This window comes from Herbinix hemicellulosilytica, from assembly GCF_002904165.1.
Classification (GTDB): domain Bacteria; phylum Bacillota; class Clostridia; order Lachnospirales; family Lachnospiraceae; genus Mobilitalea; species Mobilitalea hemicellulosilytica.
Window position 1 is genome coordinate 414,845 of sequence record NZ_CVTD020000008.1, and the last position, 22,555, is coordinate 437,399.

The 22,555-nt window shown below is 33.5% G+C and carries 20 protein-coding genes and 1 tRNA gene; 10 read left to right on the forward strand and 11 right to left on the reverse strand.

What is annotated here, in order from left to right; translation table 11 throughout:
• Window positions 1-79: 79 nt before the first annotated feature.
• Entirely contained in the window at window positions 80-1,216 is a 1,137-nt protein-coding gene (locus HHT355_RS02865) for a ribonuclease H-like domain-containing protein (protein ID WP_158245869.1), read from the reverse strand.
• A gap of 124 nt (window positions 1,217-1,340) precedes the next feature.
• Between HHT355_RS02865 and cls the strand changes: the two genes are divergently transcribed.
• The 8 genes from cls (at window position 1,341) to HHT355_RS02905 (ending at window position 12,419) form a co-directional block, all read left to right on the forward strand.
• Entirely contained in the window at window positions 1,341-3,737 is a 2,397-nt protein-coding gene (cls, locus tag HHT355_RS02870; protein WP_103201940.1) for a cardiolipin synthase, read from the forward strand.
• 216 nt (window positions 3,738-3,953) lie between these two features.
• Window positions 3,954-4,559, forward strand: a complete 606-nt coding sequence (gene ruvA, locus HHT355_RS02875) for a Holliday junction branch migration protein RuvA (protein WP_103201941.1) — start codon at window positions 3,954-3,956, stop codon at window positions 4,557-4,559.
• A gap of 10 nt (window positions 4,560-4,569) precedes the next feature.
• Window positions 4,570-5,571: a Holliday junction branch migration DNA helicase RuvB gene (gene ruvB / locus HHT355_RS02880; protein ID WP_103201942.1), complete on the forward strand. Its 1,002-nt coding sequence runs from the start codon at window positions 4,570-4,572 to the stop codon at window positions 5,569-5,571.
• A gap of 112 nt (window positions 5,572-5,683) precedes the next feature.
• Window positions 5,684-6,097, forward strand: a complete 414-nt coding sequence (gene zapA / locus HHT355_RS02885) for a cell division protein ZapA (RefSeq protein WP_103201943.1) — start codon at window positions 5,684-5,686, stop codon at window positions 6,095-6,097.
• Between the two features lie 250 nt (window positions 6,098-6,347).
• Entirely contained in the window at window positions 6,348-8,837 is a 2,490-nt protein-coding gene (locus HHT355_RS02890; protein ID WP_158245870.1) for a U32 family peptidase, read from the forward strand.
• A 102-nt stretch (window positions 8,838-8,939) separates the two neighbouring features.
• On the forward strand, window positions 8,940-10,268 hold the full coding sequence (locus tag HHT355_RS02895; RefSeq protein WP_103201945.1) for an FtsW/RodA/SpoVE family cell cycle protein: 1,329 nt from the start codon (window positions 8,940-8,942) through the stop codon (window positions 10,266-10,268).
• Between the two features lie 10 nt (window positions 10,269-10,278).
• Complete coding sequence (locus HHT355_RS02900) at window positions 10,279-11,763, forward strand: peptidoglycan D,D-transpeptidase FtsI family protein (protein ID WP_103201946.1); 1,485 nt, start codon at window positions 10,279-10,281, stop codon at window positions 11,761-11,763.
• Between the two features lie 203 nt (window positions 11,764-11,966).
• The gene (locus HHT355_RS02905; RefSeq protein WP_103201947.1) at window positions 11,967-12,419 is read left to right on the forward strand and encodes an NUDIX hydrolase; all 453 of its coding nucleotides are present in this window, start codon (window positions 11,967-11,969) and stop codon (window positions 12,417-12,419) included.
• A 63-nt stretch (window positions 12,420-12,482) separates the two neighbouring features.
• On the opposite strand, the gene HHT355_RS02910 is transcribed toward HHT355_RS02905, so the two are convergent.
• The 9 genes from HHT355_RS02910 to HHT355_RS13580 all read right to left on the reverse strand — a co-directional run bounded on the left by HHT355_RS02910 (window position 12,483) and on the right by HHT355_RS13580 (window position 20,594).
• Window positions 12,483-13,130, reverse strand: coding sequence for a CPBP family intramembrane glutamic endopeptidase (locus HHT355_RS02910; RefSeq protein ID WP_158245871.1), 648 nt, complete (start codon window positions 13,128-13,130; stop codon window positions 12,483-12,485).
• 79 nt (window positions 13,131-13,209) lie between these two features.
• The gene (locus HHT355_RS02915) at window positions 13,210-15,036 is read right to left on the reverse strand and encodes a B12-binding domain-containing radical SAM protein (RefSeq protein WP_103201949.1); all 1,827 of its coding nucleotides are present in this window, start codon (window positions 15,034-15,036) and stop codon (window positions 13,210-13,212) included.
• Between the two features lie 349 nt (window positions 15,037-15,385).
• On the reverse strand, window positions 15,386-16,432 hold the full coding sequence (locus tag HHT355_RS02925) for a hypothetical protein (RefSeq protein WP_103201951.1): 1,047 nt from the start codon (window positions 16,430-16,432) through the stop codon (window positions 15,386-15,388).
• Window positions 16,416-17,540, reverse strand: a complete 1,125-nt coding sequence (locus tag HHT355_RS02930) for an insulinase family protein (RefSeq protein WP_103201952.1) — start codon at window positions 17,538-17,540, stop codon at window positions 16,416-16,418. Before HHT355_RS02930 ends, HHT355_RS02925 begins: the two co-directional genes overlap by 17 nt.
• The gene (locus HHT355_RS02935; RefSeq protein ID WP_103201953.1) at window positions 17,513-18,562 is read right to left on the reverse strand and encodes a hypothetical protein; all 1,050 of its coding nucleotides are present in this window, start codon (window positions 18,560-18,562) and stop codon (window positions 17,513-17,515) included. Before HHT355_RS02935 ends, HHT355_RS02930 begins: the two co-directional genes overlap by 28 nt.
• A gap of 9 nt (window positions 18,563-18,571) precedes the next feature.
• A complete protein-coding gene (locus tag HHT355_RS02940; protein ID WP_103201954.1) occupies window positions 18,572-19,192 on the reverse strand; it encodes a nucleotidyltransferase domain-containing protein in 621 nt (206 codons plus the stop codon).
• A gap of 46 nt (window positions 19,193-19,238) precedes the next feature.
• The gene (locus tag HHT355_RS02945; protein ID WP_103201955.1) at window positions 19,239-20,141 is read right to left on the reverse strand and encodes a hypothetical protein; all 903 of its coding nucleotides are present in this window, start codon (window positions 20,139-20,141) and stop codon (window positions 19,239-19,241) included.
• A gap of 122 nt (window positions 20,142-20,263) precedes the next feature.
• A complete protein-coding gene (locus tag HHT355_RS13575) occupies window positions 20,264-20,404 on the reverse strand; it encodes a hypothetical protein (RefSeq protein ID WP_158245873.1) in 141 nt (46 codons plus the stop codon).
• 52 nt (window positions 20,405-20,456) lie between these two features.
• Window positions 20,457-20,594 (reverse strand): hypothetical protein, encoded by a 138-nt coding sequence (locus tag HHT355_RS13580; protein ID WP_158245874.1) that lies wholly within the window; start codon window positions 20,592-20,594, stop codon window positions 20,457-20,459.
• A 230-nt stretch (window positions 20,595-20,824) separates the two neighbouring features.
• Here HHT355_RS13580 and HHT355_RS02950 point away from each other — a divergent pair, with 230 nt between their 5' ends.
• Window positions 20,825-21,529, forward strand: coding sequence for a LytR/AlgR family response regulator transcription factor (locus tag HHT355_RS02950; protein WP_103201956.1), 705 nt, complete (start codon window positions 20,825-20,827; stop codon window positions 21,527-21,529).
• Between the two features lie 352 nt (window positions 21,530-21,881).
• On the opposite strand, the gene HHT355_RS02955 is transcribed toward HHT355_RS02950, so the two are convergent.
• Window positions 21,882-21,964, reverse strand: a tRNA-Leu gene (locus tag HHT355_RS02955).
• Between the two features lie 107 nt (window positions 21,965-22,071).
• Here HHT355_RS02955 and HHT355_RS02960 point away from each other — a divergent pair.
• Window positions 22,072-22,548: a zf-HC2 domain-containing protein gene (locus HHT355_RS02960; RefSeq protein ID WP_103201957.1), complete on the forward strand. Its 477-nt coding sequence runs from the start codon at window positions 22,072-22,074 to the stop codon at window positions 22,546-22,548.
• Window positions 22,549-22,555: the final 7 nt, after the last annotated feature.

The window sequence follows — 22,555 nt, forward strand, 5'->3', positions numbered from 1 at the left end:
GGCTATAATAGAAATTTTATCGGGCCTGGAAAGCTATTATCGGTAATCCTAACCTGGTATATTAAGAGCAGAATTGGGTTTAAATATGGTTAATAATATAATTTAAGATATGATTAATATACCGGGTTAAATTCTCTTCCTGAAGCAGGAAGTCTGTATGCACTTCAACAAAAGTTACTTTATCGTCATATTTAAATTTAAAATAAGGATTTAAAACAGGGTGGTATTGAGGTACAAAAACTCCCTGTTTTTTAGTGTAACAGGTGGCAGGGGTTGCTTTTTTTCGGTATTCCTTGTCTACAAATATAGCCAGGCTTTTATGTACTGCCCGGTCTTCTTCGGGAAGATAATAATAATCCCTGTAATTATCATAAAAATGTTTCATTTCTCCTTCATAAGCCTTTATATAAATAATGGCTGAACTTTGATATGCATTGATAAAAATGCATTCGTTTCCGAAGCTTATGCGGGAAGGAAGCTTAAAATCATATTCCAGATGAACTATAAACTGCCCGTTATTTACAGAGGCCTGCACTATTTGAAATTCCCTGTCAAACAAGTCAATGTAATAAAGGATGGGGCAAATACGTACAAGGCCTTTTAGATCGTCTTCGTTATGCAAAAGCAGAAAATGCAACAGGTTTTCACTTTCCCGTATTAATACATCTTCAGTACTTTGAAGGTTTCTTGACTTTTTTAGGTTTTCGATTCTTTTTTTACCAAGATAACTTTGGTATACCCCAATAAGGTCGCCGCCGTTTAAAGTATCCTCCCGCTTAACATTTAGAAACTCTTCTATTGATTTTTGCTTATGGTTTTTTAAGCCGAATATTTTCTTAATGGGAGATATTATCTTATATAAGTCAAGGTTTTGAATATTGTCAAAGGAATACTTAAGTTGAAACATTTCACATTTTTTCGTAATATAAGGGATATCAAAACCGGAACCGTTGTAATGGACTAAAATGTCATAATCTTTTATAAAATCAAAAAAGTTCCTTATAAGGTCGGCTTCTTCCCTTATATCCTCGGCAAACCACTGAATTAAATGCATGGATGAGCCTTCGGTATATATACATCCTATCAGGTAAAGATAAGTGTTATTGGCAGTAAAACCTGTGGTTTCTATATCAAAAAAAGCAATTTTATCCGCATTATATTTTTTAGCCAGAGGATAACCTAGTGTTATATCAACAGGGAAGTGCCTGATTATCATATAATATCTCCTTTCGTATGTTAAAGTTATTTTAGCATAGGGATTTATGGAAAGACAATGCATATTTTGAATTATTGTGTTAGAATATTAAAAGAATCACGTATCTGATCAGGGAGTGGCTGATATGTGGAATATTTCCGTTTTGGGATATGATTTCTTTTACATTTTCTATATGTTTTTTATATACAGCTTTATCGGTTGGATTTATGAGAGCACTTATGTATCGATAAAAAAGAAGGCATTTATAAACCGTGGTTTTTTAAACGGCCCGGTAATTCCTATATACGGTACGGGAGCACTTCTTTTTTACTTAGCCCTCTGGCAGTCTAAGGACAATATACTTCATACGTTTGTAATGGGAGCATTGCTTGCTACGGTATTGGAATATATAACATCCCTTATAATGGAGGCTTTGTTTCATACAAAATGGTGGGATTACAGCAGATACCGCTTTAATATAAAGGGAAGAGTATGTTTGGTGGCTTCCGTACTGTGGGGATTTTTTTCAATACTTATGTTAAGAGTAATTCATCCGAAAATAGATCTGATAATTTATAAAATTCCGAGAAACATGGGTGAAATCCTGGGATATATTATTGCAGCCATATTTTTGGCAGATTTTATCGTAACTGTTATCAGTACGGTTAAATTTGACAGGCTTCTTGACAGGGTACATAAATTAAGACAGGAGCTAATGGACTATATTAGGACATCCAGGCTACTTGAATATAAGGATGAAAAGTTGGAGAAGCTTTCAATGCTTCGTTTGTCCAATATAATTAAGGAGCTGTCTGCGGCTAAGGAAAGCAAATTAAAAGCAACCAGGATATATCAAACTCTTGTTATAAAAAAGAATCATATCAGAATACTTAAGGCTTTTCCGACCATGGTAGCCGGCAAAAGGAATATGGCTTTGCTGGACTTAAGAGAAAAAGTCTTTAAGAAGAAAGGAGTACTGGCATTGAGCAAAGATATTAAGGAAGAAGTAAAAGGCAATATTAAAATGTATGTAAGCGGTATTTTACGAGCCATATTTGCCGGTATTCTGGTATTGATGCAGGCTGGGGTAATAATCTATCTGTCGCTTAAGCTAAGGGGCAATACGGTATATATTTATAGTTTCCTGCAGGTAATAAGTGTTTTGATAATACTGGGGCTTGTAAACGATGACAGGAATGTTTCATACAAAATAGGGTGGATTTGCATTATTGCAGCTTTTCCTGTTACCGGACACATTATGTTTTTGCTTTGGGGAAACAGAAGGGGCAAAAAGATAGACAAAATTGTGTTAAGCAAATTAGCCAAGGGATATGATTATTTAAAACAGGACCCAGATGTGGTAAAAGATTTTGAAAAGCAGTATCCGGATATGCTAAGAATGACCACATATCTGCAAAATAATCATTTTCCTCTGTATAAGAATAACCAGGTGGAATATTATCCTATGGCTGAAGAAGCTTTCGAGGCCATATTTGAAGAAATAAAAAAGGCTAAAAAGTTTATTTTGGTAAACTTCTTTATAATAGGTGAAGGGGCCCTTTGGAGCAGGATGCATGATGCCCTGCTTTCAAAGATTAAAGAGGGGGTCAGGGTACTCTTTTTGTATGACGATTTTGGTGCTATCTTAAGAACTCCAAGATCTTTTAAGAGGGATCTGGAAAAAGAGGGTTTTGAAGTAAGGGTGTTTAACCCTATCCATAAATATACCGATAAATTATATATGAATTACCGAACTCATCAAAAAATAGTTGTAGTTGACGGAAAAGTCGGATTTACCGGCGGCATGAATCTGGCTGACGAATATGTCAATCTTGTTCCCAGATTTGGTGTATGGAAAGACAATGCGGTTAAAATTACCGGAGATGCGGTATGGGGGCTTACGGTTACGTTTTTACAGATGTGGGAAGCATCAGACAGTTCAAGACCGGTAAATTATGAGGAGTTTATGCCGACAGAAAGCTTTCCCGACAGCGATGTTTTTTGTCAGGTTATTTCGGACGGGCCTGCCAATAACCCCAGAAATCCCATAGAAGATTTCTATAAGCAGATGATTTACCGGGCAAAGAGGGTATTGTACATTACCACACCCTATCTTATAATTGAAGATGACATGAGAGATGCCCTTATTACGGCTGCAGCAGGTGGAGTTGACGTAAGGATTATTACTCCTTATATCCCCGACAAGAAGAACGTAAAGATACTTACCTATTACAACTACGGCAGCCTTCTTAAAGGAGGGGTAAGAATCTTTGAATACAAGCCGGGCTTTATTCATGCAAAAACCATGCTTAATGAGGATTCGGCTGTAGTCGGAACTATAAATATGGATTACAGGAGTTTTCATCTGCAGTACGAATGCGGCGTATGGATCTGCAATAAGGGTGTAGTTGAAACAATAAAAGACGATCTTTTAAAGACTATGGAAGAGTGCCATGAGATTACATTGGAAGAATGGAAAAAACGGCCACTTCTTATAAAAATATATGAGAAAATATTAAACGTTTTTTCAACGTTAATGTAAGTTGTAAGTATAAATACATGAAAAGTCCGCATTTGCACGGGTAAGGTTAAAAATAATGCTAAGGTAAAAATAATGTCCGATGAAAATACCGGAAGGCGGTTTAATATACGAAAGTCTGGTTTTTAAAATTTAATATAAATGTAAATATAAATGAAATGTTATAAGGATTATGATTAGAAGTAAGATATCAAAAATAAGAAAGTATGAGGCGATAGGATGATAGGCTATATAAAGGGTGAGTTGGCAGAGATAAAAGAAAACTATATTATAATTGAAGCGGGTAATATCGGTTATGAAGTCTTTCTGCCGGTATCATCCATATCGGAGCTGCCTGCAAGAAACAGTACCGTAAAGGTTTATACATATATGCACGTCAGGGAAGATGCCCTATGCTTATACGGATTTTTAACCAAAGACGACTTAGAAATGTTTAAACTGCTTATAACGGTAAACGGGATAGGCCCGAAAGTGGCTTTGGGTATACTTTCCGCCGTTACGGCAGACGATTTGAGGTTTTCAATCCTTGCGCAGGATTCCAGGACTTTGGCCAAAGCTCCGGGAGTAGGAAAAAAAACCGCCGATAAAATAATATTTGAACTTAAAGACAAAATCAAAGCGGAAGATGTATTGGCACAAAGTTTTGAGATGCAAAGCAAAAAAACTGACAAGGGAAGTGTATTCGGCAAAAGAGATGAGGCCATTGAAGCACTTATGGCCTTGGGATATACGTCATCGGATGCTTATAAAATTATCAGCCAGATTGATATAACCGAAGATATGACTACGGAGGATATATTAAAGCTCTGTTTAAAGAGATTATAAGGAGATGCACATGGCTATGCGAATTATTTCAACCGAATTGATGGAGGAAGATAAAAAACTTGAAAGCACCCTGCGGCCAAAAATGCTGGCAGATTATATAGGGCAGTCAAAAGTAAAGGAAAACTTAAAGGTATATATCGAAGCGGCAAAGCAAAGAGGCGAACCTTTAGACCATGTCCTGCTTTTTGGACCTCCCGGGCTTGGAAAGACAACCCTGGCACAGATTATTGCAAATGAGATGGGGGTTAATATCAAGATTACTTCCGGGCCGGTCATAGAAAAACCTGGCGAGATGGCAGCCATACTTAACAATCTTCAGGAAAATGATGTACTTTTTGTTGATGAAATCCACCGTCTTAACCGTCAGGTGGAAGAATTATTATATCCTGCCATGGAGGATTTTGTAATTGATATTGTTATAGGGAAAGGTGCGGCTGCAAAATCAATCCGCCTGGAACTGCCGAAATTTACCTTAATAGGGGCAACAACAAGAGCGGGAATGCTTACACCGCCTTTAAGAGACCGTTTCGGAGTGGTAAATCGTTTGGATTTTTACTCTGTGGAAGAACTAAAACAGATTGTACTTAGATCTGCCGAAGTCCTTGGAGTTGATATAGATGACGAAGGAGCAAAAGAGCTTGCCCGCCGTTCCAGGGGAACGCCCAGGCTTGCCAACCGACTGTTAAAGAGGGTACGGGATTTTGCCCAGGTCAAATATGACGGAAAAATAACCGGGGAAGTGGCCAGGTTCGCCCTGGATCTTCTGGAAGTAGACAAGCTGGGCTTAGATAATATCGACAGGGAAATTCTATATACAATGATAGAAAAATTTAAAGGAAGGCCTGTGGGAATAGAAGCCATAGCTGCCACAATAGGTGAAGACGTATCTACCATTGAAGAAGTGTATGAACCTTATCTTGTCCAGAACGGCCTGATACTCAGAACTCCCAGAGGCCGGATGGTTTCGGATCTGGCTTATAAACATTTAGGGCTTGAAAAACTTGCGGAGTAAATCCGGCTTGTATAAAATATAATAATAGGATATAATGAACACAAATAAGCGAAAATTAATTTGATCGGTCAAATGCATATCCCTGATTTCTAAAATACAGGAGGCAAATATTATGAAGAAAATTAACGATATTGAGGTTATAATAAATAACAAAAGATATACGTTAAGCGGTTATGAAAGCGAGGAGTATCTCCAAAAAGTCGCTTCCTATATAAACAGCAAATATAATGAGTTTAGGAACAGGGATGCCTATAAATTTTCAGATTCCGAATTAAAGCATATAATGATACAGATTAATATAGCCGACGATTATTTTAAAGAGAAGGAAAAACTTAAAGAACTGGAAGAAGAAAATAACGAAAAAAGCAATGAAATATTTGATCTTAAGCATGAATTGATAGCTGTCCAGACAAAACTTCATTCTGCCGAGAAAGAGGTAGAATCTTTAAAAAATGAATTATATGAAGCCCAAAAGAAAATAGTCAGGCTTGAAACGGAACTGCAGGAAGCAGGAAAGAAGCAATAATTTGAGAATGTATAGGCTGTCGTCAGTGGTACATACCCGGCCCTAAGGATGCTTTAAAGGGCGGTGATGTCACTCGGACAGCTTGTTTATTTTATAAAATTGTATTGCAGCGGTCATTTAAACACCGTACATATAAAATTTTAATAATATTTTCAGAAAGTAGGCAAGGGATACAAAGCTATTATTGGCATGTATAATTTATTATATTTGAATTTTAAATGCCGGTATGATTATAAGAAAGAGGGAAATTATGAAAAGACAAATAGAGATCCTGGCACCGGCCGGCTCTTATGAAAGTATGAAGGCAGCCATGAATGCCGGTTGTGATGCCGTATATATAGGAGGAAGCAAATTTGGAGCCAGGGCCTATGCCGATAATCCTGATGAGGACACTCTTCTTAAGGCTATAGACGAAGCCCATTTAAGAAAGAAAAAAATATATCTGACGGTCAATACCCTGATAAAGGAAAAGGAGATGCAAAACAGCCTCTATGATTTCCTTGAAAAATATTACTTGGCCGGACTTGATGCAGTAATTGTGCAGGATGTAGGTGTCATGCACTTTATTCATAGAAATTTTCCCGATCTGCCTATCCATGCCAGTACCCAGACAACCCTTACAATGGCAGAAGGAGCCGAACTGTTAAAAAGCGTTGGAGTTACCAGGCTGGTAACCGCGAGAGAGCTGTCATTTAAAGAAATAAAGAATATCAGGGAGCATACGGATTTGGAGATTGAAACCTTTGTCCACGGGGCTTTGTGTTACTGCTATTCAGGCCAGTGCCTTATGAGTAGCCTTATAGGCCAAAGAAGCGGAAACAGAGGAAGATGTGCCCAACCCTGCAGGATGGCTTATAGGTTTTACTCTGACGGAAGACTTGTTTCAACCGAAAAGGAACAGTATCTTCTAAGCCTTAAGGATATAAATACCGTGGCTTTGATACCGGATTTAATAGAAGCAGGAGTGGATTCGTTTAAAATAGAGGGAAGAATGAAAAGGCCTGAATATGCGGCCGGAGTTTCTTATGTATACAGAAAATATGTGGATTTATATTTGAACGAGGGCAGAGAAAGATTTTATGATTTTTTAGAAAGCAGAGAATACGAAAAAGATATGCTTGATCTTTTGGATTTGTATAACCGCGGGGGATTTTCTAAAGGATACGGCAATAATCATAACGGGAAAGCCATGATGTCTATGGCAAGACCCAATCACAGCGGTGTTCTGGTAGGAAGGGTTAAAGGCTTTGAGAAAGGGTATGTAAAAATATCCTTAAGTGAAGATGTTAATGCCCAGGATGTGCTAGAAATAAGAAATAGTGAAAGTGAGCCGGTATTTGAGTTTACGGTAAAGGATAGCTTATCTGCAAAAAATACTCTTACGGTTAAAGCCGGGCCTATGGCACATAAAGATCAGGGGATTAAAAAGAAGCTTGCTTTAGAAAACGGATATCCTGTCTATCGTACAAAAAACAATATGCTTCTAAATTCTATCCGGGAAAGGTTTATCGATAAGGATGCAAGACAGGGGATTTCCGGACTTTTGACTGCAAAAAAAGGAGAAAGGCTAAAACTGGTACTTAAGTTTGATAATCTTTCTGTTACGGCTTATCATAATATAGTGGAAGAGGCTAAAAGTCAACCCATGACTGCAGAGCGGCTTAAGGCATCCGTAGACAAACTGGGAAATACCTTGTTTTATTTTGAGAAGCTCACTGTCGATGCCGACGACAATATATTTGTTCCTGTAGCCTGGCTTAACGAAATAAGAAGGCAGGCCATAGACCTTCTTATACAGGCAATAACAGATGCTTACCGCAGGAAAAAGACCGTTGGGGATTTACAGGTTTGTATGGAAGGCGGTCATGAGCCAAATGATGAAAGTTATGGAAGAGAGCAATCTTTATATATTAATGTCGGAGTACAGAAAAAAGAGCAGTTTAATACAGCTTTGTCTTACGGTGAAATCAATGCCATATATGCGGATTATGAAACATTTTCTTTGGAGGAAATTGCCTTAATGGCAGAATCTGCATCTAAGGCAGGTAAGAAAATTTATGTTTTATTGCCTCATATTTGCAGGATGACGGTATATGAGAAACTAAAGAAGAATCTTGTATATTTGGCGGGGAATGAAAAAGTTGAAGGATTTATAGCAAAGAATTTTGAAGAGGTGTATTTAATCCAAAATGTATTAAAAGATTTGGGCCTGCAAAAAAAGATAAAATTAAACCATAACATGTACATTTTTAACAAGGAAGCAAAACAGTTTTGGAAAGAAAACGGTATATGTGATTTTACCGCACCTTTGGAACTGAATGAGAAAGAACTTAAGGATTTGGGGTTATCCGACTGTGAACTTATGGTTTACGGTTACCTGCCGGTCATGGTATCAGCCCAGTGCCTTTATGAAAATGCGGAAGGGTGCAAAAAATGCGGCGGTACAAAGGCAAATGCGGATTATCTATCGGACAGGCTGGGCATGAAATTTTTCGTAATGTCACATTGCGGCAGTTGTTACAATATAATATATAATGGTCAGCGCCTTTCTCTGTTAGGACAGGCTGAAAGGATATTGGATTTAAAGCCATACGGGATAAGGCTTGATTTTACTTTTGAAAATGCAAAAGAAACTGATAAAGTTTTAGCAGCATATATTGATGTCTTTTCTTACGGGAAGATGAATATACCTAATTTTGACAATATTACGACCGGACATTTTAAAAGGGGAGTAGAGTAAAACTAAAAGATACTTAAAGAATATGAATATCGGAAATTTCTTAATTGCGGATTATAACGGTTCAAGTTGTGCTTGGGATAATGGCATAAAGCAGGTGTAAGCATGAATATAGCTATCGAATTAACCAAATATCTGATGCTAATTCTTACGGGAGCATATACTTATCATGCTTTCCGCGCAGCAGTAAAAAAGAATAAAAACAGCCAGGATAAATCTTATAAATGGATGACCTGTTGTATATTTATGTTCCATTTTACCGGATATTTTACTCTGTTTATCCAGGCAACAAATAATAAGCTTCTTCTTTTATACGGCCTGGAAGTTTTGGTTTTGATTTTAGCCCTTAAGTTTTATAAAATATTATATCCCGGAATATCGGGACTTCTTTTAAGAAATATGCTGATGCTGCTTTCCGTAGGGTATATTATACTTACCAGATTGTCTTTTGATAAAGCAATCCGTCAGTTTTTTATAAGCGCCGCAGCTTTGGGGTTGGGTTTAATTGTCCCGGCTGTTGTAAATGAGTATGAAAAGATAAAAAAGTATGGCTGGATTTACGGTATAGCAGGAATCGGGTTATTACTTTTGGTAATATTTATAGGAACCGAGAATTACGGTGCCACCAGCTGGTTGTCCATATTTGGAATTGTTACCGTACAGCCTACCGAACTGGTAAAACTGCTGTTTGTCTTTTTTATTGCATCCTTGTTCAGTGAAAATATTTCTTTTAAGAGAATATGCATTGTTACGGCATTAGCCGGGGTTACCGTTCTGGCTTTGGTATTTCAAAGAGACCTGGGCGGAGCTTTGATATTTTTTGTTACCTATGTTTTTATGCTTTATTGTGCGACCGAAAAACCTTTATATCTTCTTTTGGGATTGGGGGCCGGAAGCCTGGCTTCCTGGATAGCTTACTTTTTGTTTGACCATGTAAAGGTCAGGGTTTTGGCCTGGAAAAACCCTTTCGGGTATATTGATAAAGAGGGATATCAGATATCCCAGTCTTTATTTGCCATAGGAACCGGAGGCTGGTTTGGGATGGGCTTAAACCAGGGGCTTCCCACCAGTATCCCTGTTGTGGACAGTGATTTTATATTTGCAGCCATATCGGAAGAGTTAGGCGGTTTATTTGCTCTGTTTCTTATTTTGTTATATATAAATTGTTTTATCGTACTGATTAACATTGCCATAAAATCGGAGAATAATTTCTTCAGGCTCTTGGCTCTGGGCTTTTCGGTAATGTTTGGCTTTCAGATATTTTTATCAGTAGGCGGGGTCATTAAGTTTATACCTTCTACGGGAGTTACTTTGCCGCTTGTAAGTTATGGCGGAAGTTCCGTTGTTTCCACTATAGTGATGCTTATGGTTATTCAGGGGATATTTAATACTGGAAGTAAACCGTCCAAATCTAAGGCAAAAGAAAGACCTTAAGGTGGTTTTAATGAGAAAGAGTATTTTAAAAAAAGATATAACCAGAAAAAAATCTGAAAAAAACAACATAAAAAATAAAATGCCGAGGGATAAAGCCTCAGGAAGAAAAACCATATTATCGGTTGTTTATATATTTACAGGGCTTTTTATTCTGATGATGGGTTATTTTGCGCATTTTCTGATTTTTAAAAGCCGGGATGTCATTAACAGCACATATAATCAACGACATGACGTGCTTGCAAAAAGGGTAATAAGGGGAAAGATAATATCGGCCGATGGGGTTGTACTGGCAGAAACCGTTACAGATGATGGTGAAAATGAGGTACGAAACTATCCTTTTGATGATATGTATGCCCATGTTGTAGGAAGAGTCCTTAGGGGAAGAACGGGAATAGAGGCAGCGGAAAATATAACTCTTCTTACATCATACAGTAATTCGGCCGGGGCTTTATATAACGATCTCATCGGAGTAAAAAATCCCGGAAACAATGTAATAACTACTTTAAACCACAAACTTACAAAGGCAGCCTATGATGCCCTGGGAAATAAAACAGGTTCCGTAGTGGCCATAGAACCTTCAACGGGCAAAATACTGGCTATGGTTTCAAAACCGGCTTATAATCCCAATGAAATAGATGAAAATTGGGACCGGCTTTCTGAGGATCAGGATAATGAGTCACCCCTGTTAAACCGGGCATCCCAGGGACTTTACCCTCCGGGCTCAACTTTTAAAATTCTTACTGCTCTTGCTTATATGAGGGAGAATCCGGATTATTTGGACTATTCCTATAACTGCAAAGGAAAAATCGAATATGACGGTATGGTAATTCACTGCAGCAACAATAGATCTCACGGGAAGGTTGATTTAAAAAAAGCCTTTGCCAAATCCTGCAATACGTCATTTTCATCAATAGGAAAAGAACTTTCTATGGACGGCTTCAGAGAACTTTGCGAAAGTTTCTTTTTTAATAAGGATTTACCTGCCAAAATAAGCAATAACAAAAGCAGATTTGAATTAAAAACGGGAAGCTCAGGCGTTAAGGAAGCAATGCAGACGGCTATAGGGCAGGGAAAAACCTTAATAACCCCTCTTCATAACGCCATGATAGCGGCAGCAGTAGCAAACGGCGGCATCATGATGAAGCCGTATACTGTTGACAGGATAGAAAGTGCGGGGGGCCGGGTACTTAAAGGATATATTCCCGAAGAAGCAGCGGTTGTAATGTCTTTTGAAGAAGCGGATTATCTTAAAAGCCTGATGAGAGCCGTTGTGACTGACGGAACTGCAAGCAGGCTGAATAAGTTGGATGTAAAAGTTGCCGGAAAAACCGGTACGGCACAACAGGACGGAAAAGATTCCCATGCCTGGTTTATAGGATTTGCTCCTATTAACGAACCTAAGATTGCTATAAGTGTTCTTGTGGAAAATATAGGTTCAGGCAGCGACTATGCGGTGCCTATCGCAGAAAAGGTATTTGAAGAATATTTTAAATAATGAGAATATATAAAGAAAATTTGGGTGTAATGCAAGATTATCATTTGCCATAAACTGATATAATCAGTTCAAATCCTGCATCATTAGCTACCTGTTCCTTATTTTTGTAAGATTTTCATAAAAAACAAGTTGATATATTAGTCATATTAATGTATACTTTAGGGTAGTTAATGAGGACACACCAAAAAGCAGGAGGAATTGCGATGATAGAAGCAACGAGCTGTGGTGGTGTAGTTATATTCAGAGGAAAGATTTTATTACTGTATAAGAACTATAAGAACAAATATGAGGGGTGGGTGCTGCCGAAAGGTACTGTTGAAGAAGGAGAAGAGTTTAAAGATACGGCAATCCGTGAAGTAAGAGAGGAAGCGGGAACCAATGCTTCCATAATAAAATATATCGGAAAAAGCCAATATTCCTTCAGCACCCCGCATCATACAGTATTAAAGGATGTTCATTGGTATTTAATGATGTCTGATAGTTATTACAGCAAACCACAACGTGAAGAATATTTTATGGACTCAGGGTATTATAAATTTCATGAAGCTTATCATCTTCTGAAATTTACCAACGAAAAGCAGATCCTGGAGAAGGCATATAATGAATATATGGAACTGAAAAGAAATAATCTCTGGGGAAGTAAAAAATATTTCTAAAAATAAGGCAGGGACATTCCGTTAGGAATGTCCCTGTTTTGATTATCGAATCATATTTCCGGACTAAATATTACCAAGATAATAAGAAATCAGAGAAAATGCATTAACAAACATGTGTAATATTACACAATACAAAATATTATTTGTTTTAATATAAATAAGTGAGAATATTATGCTTATCATTATATAGAATAATGAATTAATGCTGTCAAAGTGCATAATTGTAAAAAATATACCGGTAATAGCAATAGACCAGGCAACGGATAACTTTTCTCTTAAGATTTCATAGAGAGCTCCTCTGACCAGGAATTCTTCTAACAAGGGAGCAGAAATACATGCCTGGATAAAGAAGGCAACCGGATATTGTAATAAAGCCTGAATGCTGGAACCCCTGCTTTGGGATGCGGCATCAGGTGTGAAAACTTTATCTATAAATACATCAACTGTTGTTTCATAGATAAAGATAAGGGCAAATAATACGATTGTATATAAAATTAACTTAAGAGGGTTAATTTTGTATGATATTTTGATTTTAATTATGCTTGCGACATATGAAACATATGCTATATTCAGTATCAGCTGAAAGATTCGCCTGATAGCGTATGTAACCTGGTCATATTCATTATTAAATAATATGTCTAAAAACAAACCTGCAAGAGAATATACTAAAAGATATATTATAAAGCTGGTTACAAACTTACCGAGTTTCAATATAAATTCCCTTTCTTTATATTTTTGCAATATGTGACTTTTATTTTAGAAGAAAAAGTCGGATATTAGTTATAAAATATCAGACATAGATAGGTACACAATCTATTCTGACTTTTGTTTGGGTCTCTTTTGTGAGAATGAACTTATAAAATCCTTTTGGAGAAATAAGTTCTCCATGTTTTCTTAATTCCATTAAATTATTGTTATAAACCTTTTCAATCTGCTCATTTTCTTTGCCTAAAACTCTCAGGAAAACAATGTTTTTATCTAAATCAAACAGTTCTCTAATTAATAAAGTTTCAGAATTAGTATCTTTTTGTGCTAAGTAATTAACGTATTTTTCCAAAAGAGAATTTCTTTTAATTAATAATGTTTTGTTATTACCACAGGCAATATTAAAGTTTTCTACAAATATATTTTTAAATTCTTCTTCCAGATTTTCTATAAATGTTTCATAAAATTTTAAAACATCATTTTCATGATATGTTACTATGGAATTTATGGATGTTTTATATCCCAAAGATATCATACTTACAAGTATCCACATAAATTTATCTAAGTATTTATATTTTTGCCGTGTCGCATTACTGAAATCATAAAAATGCGGGAACATTTCAGGGTAAGTCTTGAACATTTCAAAAAAATATTCGAATTCTTCACTATTGAAAAAGTATAAATTGTCAATATCTTTTTCTATGTAAAGCTGATTTTTCAGTTCATCATAAAGTTCGGTACCATTTTCAACGTTTAAAATACCTATTTCGGGAAACCAAAAGTTATTAGCCGCACCGATTAGCATCATATTCAGTGTTATATTTACATCATCCTTTGTCTCGCCAGGAAAACCGTATATAAAGCCGGCTTCAACTTTTATTCCGTGTTTGCGAATTATTTTTACTTTATCCCAGATGGTTTCTATTTTAATATGCTTTTTGATCAGTTTTTGAATTTTATCGGATCCGGACTCTATACCTAAAAATATTTTACTGCATCCGGCTTGCTTCATAATTGAAACTAATTCTTCAGAAATAGTGTCAACTCTTGCACTGCATATCCAGCGAATTTTAATTCCTTTTTTTATAATTTCATTACAGAAATCTATAACAATTTTCTTATTAAATGTAAACAGATCATGCAAAAAATGAAAATCGGTTGCACCATATTTTTGCATTATATATTCTATCTCTTCTATTAATCTTGAAGTACTCTTCATTCTAAACTTTTGCTTCCAGAATGTTTTTGTGCAACAGAATGTGCAAGAAAACGGACAACTGCGGCCGACTTCTATCGGAAATGTAATTTTATTACTTTTATCCAGATCAATATCCAGATTTATTAAATCATAATCCAATAGTGGTATTTCATCTAAATTTTCAAGTATTTCAGTTTCCTGAGTTTTTATAACATTGTCAGCATAGCGATATGCTATACCTTTTATATCAAATAGCTTTCCAGAATTATTTTCTATAAGTGCTTTAATAATTGGGACAATATTTAATTCACATTCACCTATAACAATAAGATCAATCCAAGAGAAAGCTTTTAAAGTTTCTATAGCAGTCAGGCTTGCCTGATGACCTCCTAATATAATTTTCACATTTGAATCTTTACTTTTAATAATTCTTGACAATTCAATAGCAATATGATGACATGTGCTGTTTGTACTAAAACCAATTACCTTGGCATTTAGATTGTCAAGATATTCAGCCATATCATTTATAAGGTTATTTATTTTTTTATCTTTATTCAATATCCTTTTTTCCCATAAGTAATTGAAGTCAACTATGGCAACTTCAAAACCGGCTTTTTTCAATATAGTTCCCACAGTCAGCGGACCAAGAGCAATAGTTGAATAAGAATCCCGTATTTTTATCGGATTAACTAATACTACATCGTATTTTTTCATAATTAATTCACCTATGCAATTTTATTGTAAAATATAATAATAAAAATTGAAAATATTAAACGTATAAAATGATGTAACCAATTAGGTCTTTTATGAAGCATAAGACCATTTAATACGGCTAAGATCTGCAAAAGAAGAAGGCCGATGCACAAAGTCCACATAAAAAATACGTTATATGATATTAAGCCAATATTAGAAATTAATATTAAAATGCAACTGACAATACATAATACAAGTCTGAGAGCAGATTTTCTTAACTCTTTATTTGTCATGAATGCAATTAAAAATAATATTGAATATAAGCTAATAACAAAACTTAAAATACTTTTTAAAATAAAATCACACCTTCCTATATTCTCAATCTAATTCCATGGGTCACTGCATACTGAAGGAAGATTAAAGTAGCTATAAAACACGCTCCCCACAGCAAATATACCCAAAGTTTATTTTTTTCAATATAATCTATTTTTTCTCTTTTAAATAAGCTTATTATAATTTTAATAAAATAGTGTCTTAAACGAAACGAATTGGTAATAAGGCAAAAAATATTGTATCCGTCGCTTTTAAAGAGAAAAGGATAAAAATTCAAGCCCATATATGAATAACCTATTATAGAAAAACAACAAAAAGTAAAGGCCAAATTTTTTAATCCTAACATCATAAAAATGTATCCAATTAGAGAAAAGCTGCCACATAAACCCGCAGTTATAAGATCAACATGCAAAATAGTCTTAATTATTTTTTTTCTTTCCAAACTTAAGAGAAATTCCCAATTAACAACAACGCTTATAAAAACACCTAAGAGGAAACGTAATTTAAATTTCAAATTTTCTTTCCCGCCATAAACACTTATAAATCGAGCCAACCATAATTCGTGGTATAAAGCGATGAATAATCCGATTAAAAAAAAGCTCCATACCCTTGGTACATCATTCCATGAAAAACCTGTGTAATTAATGAGTACTATATTGGTGTATATTGATGTAATAACAAAAAGTAATGAAAGTATAGTTACAAGGTAAATATTTAATTTACATAATATATTATTTACTATGAAAATAAAGGGTGCTGATGGTATCTTAAATTTTGTTATCTTTCTGAAATAATAACCAAATGTCTTTCTTTTAATAAACGGGGTTCTTGGTTCAATAATTAATTTTTCAAATGCAAACTTATTAATCAAATTTTGCATTTTAGCGTTATCAATATGCTGATATTTGCTAATAACTTCAGCAACAGTTTTTTCGGAACGGAATTCCTGCAATATTTCATATTGAAGAGAAGTTAAAATTACCAGTCCACGGGGAGTTTTTATGTAGTATTTGTCATTATAATTGCTTACTTCCAATCCGGTTTGAATAATAAAACTGGATGTATCTTTAGGTTCTAATACCAATGACTCTCTGATATGGATCCTCCTCTCTAGACTCTAAATATTTAATAAATTCTTCAAAGTTACAGACATCCGGATCTTCACCTGTTAAGATTGTATTTCTGTATCCTAAGGATAACATTTCACTTGTGGCATTGTCAGATTGAATCATATTTTTTGTTCTAAGTTGTTGTCTATGTTTTTCCATTTCCTGCAGGTTTATTTTCTGGCTAAATATCTTTTTAATAATATCTTGAGAAATACCTAAATCTTGTTTACGTATTTTAAATATCCAAAATGTTATAAGTCCACTATGCAAATTCATGTTTGCCGTATTAATCCTATATGTAAGACCATATTCTTCCCTGAGTTTGTTAAACAATTGATCTTTAATATATTCTGAATAAACAAGTCCTTCATTTCTGTGGACTTTATGAAAAAATTGGCTCAGTCCATAGTAGTAATATTCGCAATCATAATTATCAATCAGGTATTTATTCTTTCCGATAACATCTATATCTTTAAATACATTTGTGTTTATTTCAGATTTGTAATATGCATTATTGCTAAGCGATATTTTATTTATGTCACCGACGATAGTAATAAATTTATCACCGGTAAAAAAAGAATCATAAATATCAATTAAATCATATTGCGTTATATTTTCAACAGATTCAATATTTCCCATTATATTAAAATTAGGACAGCTATTTTCGAACATTTGAAGCAATAATTGCTTTTTAATTTCTTCAACATAATTGTAATGATATTCTATTTCTCTCTTAATAATCAGTTTCTCATTTTCAAAAGATACATCTTTAGAAAGATCAAATTTTTCATTTAGCAAATTATAAATAAAATTGTATGCTTCAGAAAAATTATCTTTTATACACAATACATAAAAGCACATTAATTCTTGAGAAGTAAAGGCGTTGATTACCAGCCCCGATTCCTTAAATTTAAGCGTTTGTTCTTTTACATAAGGAATATTGAAAATGATATGTTCAAGAAAATGATGTTCGCCTTCTTTACCAACACGGTCAAAAAAGGAGCCTTTTGTGAACCATCCGCCAATTGCTATGGAGTTTATCTTTTTTTCATTATTTATAATGTGATGCATTGATCCTCCCATAATTTGGTTATTTCCTTGTTATCTGATTGGAATTTTAAATTGATCTGATAAAAAGGAATTTTCTCCAATAAACACATAACTTGATAACCTAATATAAAATTGTATTCGGAATAAACAAACCATTTATTTGGATATTCGCTTAGCAACGGGATACTGATCTTGCCAATATCCTTTTCGCTCAACCTGAAACATTCTGATTTATTAATAAACATGATTTGGGGCAAAATAATACACTTTATCTTATAGGGTTTATATAAGTTTGAAATTTTATAAATTTCTCTGTATATAGTTAAATTGTCATATGTTATTTGCTCGTTAAAAATGCCTGTTTTATTGTTATTTATAATTTTTATATATTGCCCGTATGGGTATGCTAAACCGGTACTGTCAATAAATGCTATATCATCGCTTAACATTTTATATTTGCCTGTATTGCAAAATAAACGAGCTGTGGTAGTTTTGCCTGATTGACTGTTTCCCATAATCAAAATACATTCATCATCTTCACATCCGATAAGAGAGGAATGTATTGGGAAAAAACCTAATTTAAGATGATTTTCAATAATTAATCCTTCAATAATTTTTATTAAATAAGGGAAAAAATTTTTTAAGTCAAAGATTTCTTTATACTTTATTTCAGCAAAATGAAAACCTTTATTTATTTTATTAACAATACCGTCTGATATATACAAATAATCATCATAGTAAATTGCTTTTAAAATATTGTCTCTCTCTTCAATATGATAAATATATTTTGCTATATCATCAGTCGAAATAAAATTTTTAGAAATTTGAATAAATATAATTGGCCCTTTAAAACCTAGCAAAGGGATTTTTTCAAAATAATTCTCTAACTCCGATACAGCGACAGAATCATCTGCTGTAACAAAAAGCCCGACCTTATTAACAATTGATGAAAAATGATAATTAAGTATATAATTTTTTAGAGATAAATCTACTCCTAACTCCTTATCAAACATATTTACTTTTTTACCATCGCTGATAATTGTATACTTACCCATAATCTAACCTTATAAATACTCCTTGATTAGTTTTTTTGCTTTTGCTAAAAATTGATCTTCCGATAAATTTTGTGGCCATCTTATGGACAGATAGTCCTTGTAATCATCGCATGATAAAATTTGTTGCAAAAACATATGCTGCCATTTTATATGCAACCAAAACATATCGTTTTTAATTAAAATAGCAGTTCCTATATTAACGGCTGCCATCTGAAAAGAATGATTTTTCAACAGCCAATCGTCTGTTTTTGAATCATTGAAAAAGTTTGTTGCTGTATATATAAAACGCTTTATCAGGGCGTCTTTATTTTTGAATCGCTTATATGATTCTATAAGATTTTTACATTCCCTGTCTGATTCTAATATTTGAGATGTCAATATTCTGCCAGCCATTATATTAAGATCCAAAATTTGTTTAAACAACATATTTTCATAGTTATCCAAAGCAATTTTGAGATCATTAATGTCCATAAAATCTATTTGAATTCTTTTTCCGTCGTCTGTTATAAAAGCATCTATTTTTTTTTTATTTTTATAATCAGTAACAACCAAGATATCAAAATCCGAGTACTTATTAGCAAATCCGACCGCATATGAACCATGTAACAAAATCGCTCTTATATTATACAGATTTTTTTTTTACAGTATTCTTTTACTAAATTTAAAATTCTTTCATTCATATAGTAGCCTCCTGTATTTCATTGGCAAATTCTTTAATATTCATCATTTTGCTGTTATATCGTAAATTTTGGATTATTTCATACTGTTCATTGGAAATATTTGCGCCTAAAATAATATTTTTATAAAAAATATTATTTATGAAATCATGCCGCATTATATTATTTTTATAGTCTGTTAAGATATAAATCTTTTTTATATTCTCAATCGATAAATCCTTACATTTTTTTAAATTTATATCTATAACTTTTTTGTATTCACCTGTAAGATAGCCTTTTATAATATAATGCAGTTTTAAATTACAGTCTGCAAAGAAAGCGGCTTCTACATCCGGATTTATTGCTGGAAATCGTTCCAATACTTCAATGCTTTTTTTGTCTATGAGAACGAATTCATCTGTATATACATCCCATCCGTTTATATATGCATACAAAACAGAAGATGTTTTTCCTGAACCTTTAGCCCCTATTATTAAATATAATGATTTATCACGACCAATTAAAGCTGCATGAAAACCAAAGGGATAAAGTTTTAGCTTACATTCCCTTATTATTTCGCAGATTTTGCTTCTTAAATATGAATAGATATTTTGAATGTCTCTAATAAAGAGAGTATATGAAAATTCTTCCTTAATCAGTATTTCATCAGAATCTATTTCAATGGTTCTTGTACTATACTGATCTTTCCATATTTCCCTACGGTTTAGAGGATGATATCCAACTCGAATGCAATTTTTTAGTGTATCACGGCTGTATTCTTGATACGGCAAAATAGTTATACTATATTTAGGACAATATTTTAGTACTTGATTGCCTCCTAATTCCTTACTCAACAATATAACTTGATCTTTTATATCAAAAGATGAGTATATGTTTATGTTATAAAAAGAGAAATAAATCATTATATGTAAGCTCCTTTTCGCAAATATCGTATGGAAATAGAAGAGCTATTTCCATACGATATAATATGTAATAAATTAATTAATGCTTTGAGTGGTTTATGTTTTAGATTACAAGTTGATTTTTATGAAAGTAACCAAGTAATGAGTTTTTCATTCTTAGCCAAGAATCCACTTTCGCAGTCATCAAACATTGTAATCATGTCGATGTCGTTGTCTCTGGTCTCAACAGATGCTTCAAATTCGAGATATTTTTTATCTTCCATTATAATACCTCCTTTACAATATTCGGATATTATGTAATAATGTTATATTGGATTATGACAGTAACCATGTAAGAAGCTTTTCATTCTTTGCCAAAAAACCGCTTTCACAGTCATCGAACATAGTTATCATGTCGATATTCTCATTTGATTCATTTGTAGCTTCGGGCTCAAGATATTTTCTTTCTTCCATTGAATTTACCTCCTTTTATTTATTTTATTAATCACATAAACCACTCTTTGTATATTTGATAAATCAAATACACAAAGAGGGATTTATATTTATGCACTATAAATACCATTTTCTGTTTATTAATGCAATAAATTTACAGGCAAAAGTAGTAAAAATACTGGACAAACGTATAAAATATGTTATAATCTTACATATCTTGACTGCTATGACATAAGGGGGGTGCTAGTGTTATGGACAATAAAATAAAAATTGCAGTATGTGATGATGATAAATTTATTTTAAAAATAATAGAAAATAAGATAAAGGAAGTTCTACGCGAGATAAATTTTAATGACTATGATATATATTTGTTTCATAAAGGATTAGATCTGTTAAAATCTAAATTGAATTACAATCTGGTTTTATTAGATATAGAGATGGCAGACATTGATGGCTTATCCATGGCTGTAAGATTAAATGCTTTAGAAAGTAAACCATTAATAATATTTATTTCGGCTCATAGAGATCTAATTGAATTAGGGTACCATGTAAAAGCATACAGATTTCTGACAAAGCCTATTAATGACCTTTTATTTAGTGAAGCTATTGTAAATGCAATAAATGAGATTATACTTATAGATAAGTTAGTAGTAGTTGATAATGACAAAAAAATATTGCTGGATTTGAAAGATGTCATATGTGTAGAAGCATTAGGAGAGGGATGTTGTATTTATACAACCCAAAATAATTACATAAAAAAGGAACCTTTAAAATATTGGCTGAAAAGATTGCCAAAGAAAGATTTTATACAGACACATAGGGCTTATATAATTAATTTAAGACATATTGATTTTATAGAACTAAATCAAATATGCATGAAAAACGGTATAAAAATACCTGTTTCTGTGAGAAAACGAAAAACATTAAATGATATCTTACGTACATATTATAAGTAAATTTAAATTACATTTAAGGTTAAATATATTATATTTTATTATGCTGTATAAAGCTGTAATATCTAATTTGATTATATTAGACTAACGTTATATTCAAATTAGATATTATAGCTTTTTTATTACTTAGAATATGCTTCGGGAGTATTTTGACTACGTGATTGCGATTGCCTGCGGATTAAGATATAATTGATACAGTATATATTTTTCTTACCTATATAATTGAAGATTGATATATAAATCTGAACTACAATACCTGGTAATCGCTATATGTAAATATTATTTGGATAATAAAAAACACATCGGAAAATCCGATGTGTCATTTAAAAGTTTTAATTCGTTAATTATAAAAAAATGCGGATGAAGGGACTTGAACCCCCACGATGTCGCCATCGGCAGATTTTGAGTCTGCTGCGTCTGCCATTCCGCCACATCCGCTTGCCGACGCAGTTTATTCTATCACAATTAAATTTAGATTTCAAGTATAAAAATAAAATATTATTTGATTTATTATATTATTAATAAGCCTATAAAGGAGTATATTTATGACCTGTATGGAAGCTCAGAGCCTGATAACCGGGTTTATCAATGATGAACTGGAGATTGAAGAGCTGGAAGAATTCATAAAACATATAGAATCCTGCAGCGAATGTCGGGAAGAGCTGGAGGTATATTATGCCTTACTTACGGCTATGAAACAGCTTGATGAGGATAAAAATTTGTCTCAGGATTACAGTAAGGAACTTAAAGAAAAGATAGTACAGACCCAGGAAAAGATAATACATTTAAAATACAATTATTATCGTAAGAAGGGTGTCTTGGTAACTATAATAATTATTATGGCCGTTTTGTTCAGCATAAGGTATTATTTTTATACGCAAGAACCCGAAAATCCTGTAGTAGAGAGCAAATTCCGGTTAAGGTACTCTTTTATGGAAAAAAGATTTGATGAGTACAAAACAGAATTGGACAGGTATTTGGAAGAACATAAGGAAGAAGGAACTACATTACCCATTGAATGAAAGGAGG

Bases quoted from the DNA above. Each gene is read 5' to 3' on its own strand.
- HHT355_RS13575 (WP_158245873.1), bottom strand. From the start codon at position 20,404: ATGGAAGATAAAAAATATCTCGAATTTGAAGCATCTGTTGAGACCAGA.
- HHT355_RS02900 (WP_103201946.1), top strand. From the start codon at position 10,279: ATGAGAAAGAGTATTTTAAAAAAAGATATAACCAGAAAAAAATCTGAA.
- HHT355_RS02915 (WP_103201949.1), bottom strand. From the start codon at position 15,036: ATGAAAAAATACGATGTAGTATTAGTTAATCCGATAAAAATACGGGAT.
- HHT355_RS02890 (WP_158245870.1), top strand. From the start codon at position 6,348: ATGAAAAGACAAATAGAGATCCTGGCACCGGCCGGCTCTTATGAAAGT.
- HHT355_RS02960 (WP_103201957.1), top strand. From the start codon at position 22,072: ATGACCTGTATGGAAGCTCAGAGCCTGATAACCGGGTTTATCAATGAT.
- HHT355_RS02865 (WP_158245869.1), bottom strand. From the start codon at position 1,216: ATGATAATCAGGCACTTCCCTGTTGATATAACACTAGGTTATCCTCTG.
- HHT355_RS02935 (WP_103201953.1), bottom strand. From the start codon at position 18,562: ATGGGTAAGTATACAATTATCAGCGATGGTAAAAAAGTAAATATGTTT.
- HHT355_RS02905 (WP_103201947.1), top strand. From the start codon at position 11,967: ATGATAGAAGCAACGAGCTGTGGTGGTGTAGTTATATTCAGAGGAAAG.
- HHT355_RS13580 (WP_158245874.1), bottom strand. From the start codon at position 20,594: ATGGAAGAAAGAAAATATCTTGAGCCCGAAGCTACAAATGAATCAAAT.
- ruvB (WP_103201942.1), top strand. From the start codon at position 4,570: ATGGCTATGCGAATTATTTCAACCGAATTGATGGAGGAAGATAAAAAA.
- HHT355_RS02945 (WP_103201955.1), bottom strand. From the start codon at position 20,141: ATGATTTATTTCTCTTTTTATAACATAAACATATACTCATCTTTTGAT.
- HHT355_RS02950 (WP_103201956.1), top strand. From the start codon at position 20,825: ATGGACAATAAAATAAAAATTGCAGTATGTGATGATGATAAATTTATT.
- zapA (WP_103201943.1), top strand. From the start codon at position 5,684: ATGAAGAAAATTAACGATATTGAGGTTATAATAAATAACAAAAGATAT.
- HHT355_RS02930 (WP_103201952.1), bottom strand. From the start codon at position 17,540: ATGGGAGGATCAATGCATCACATTATAAATAATGAAAAAAAGATAAAC.
- cls (WP_103201940.1), top strand. From the start codon at position 1,341: ATGTGGAATATTTCCGTTTTGGGATATGATTTCTTTTACATTTTCTAT.
- HHT355_RS02895 (WP_103201945.1), top strand. From the start codon at position 8,940: ATGAATATAGCTATCGAATTAACCAAATATCTGATGCTAATTCTTACG.
- ruvA (WP_103201941.1), top strand. From the start codon at position 3,954: ATGATAGGCTATATAAAGGGTGAGTTGGCAGAGATAAAAGAAAACTAT.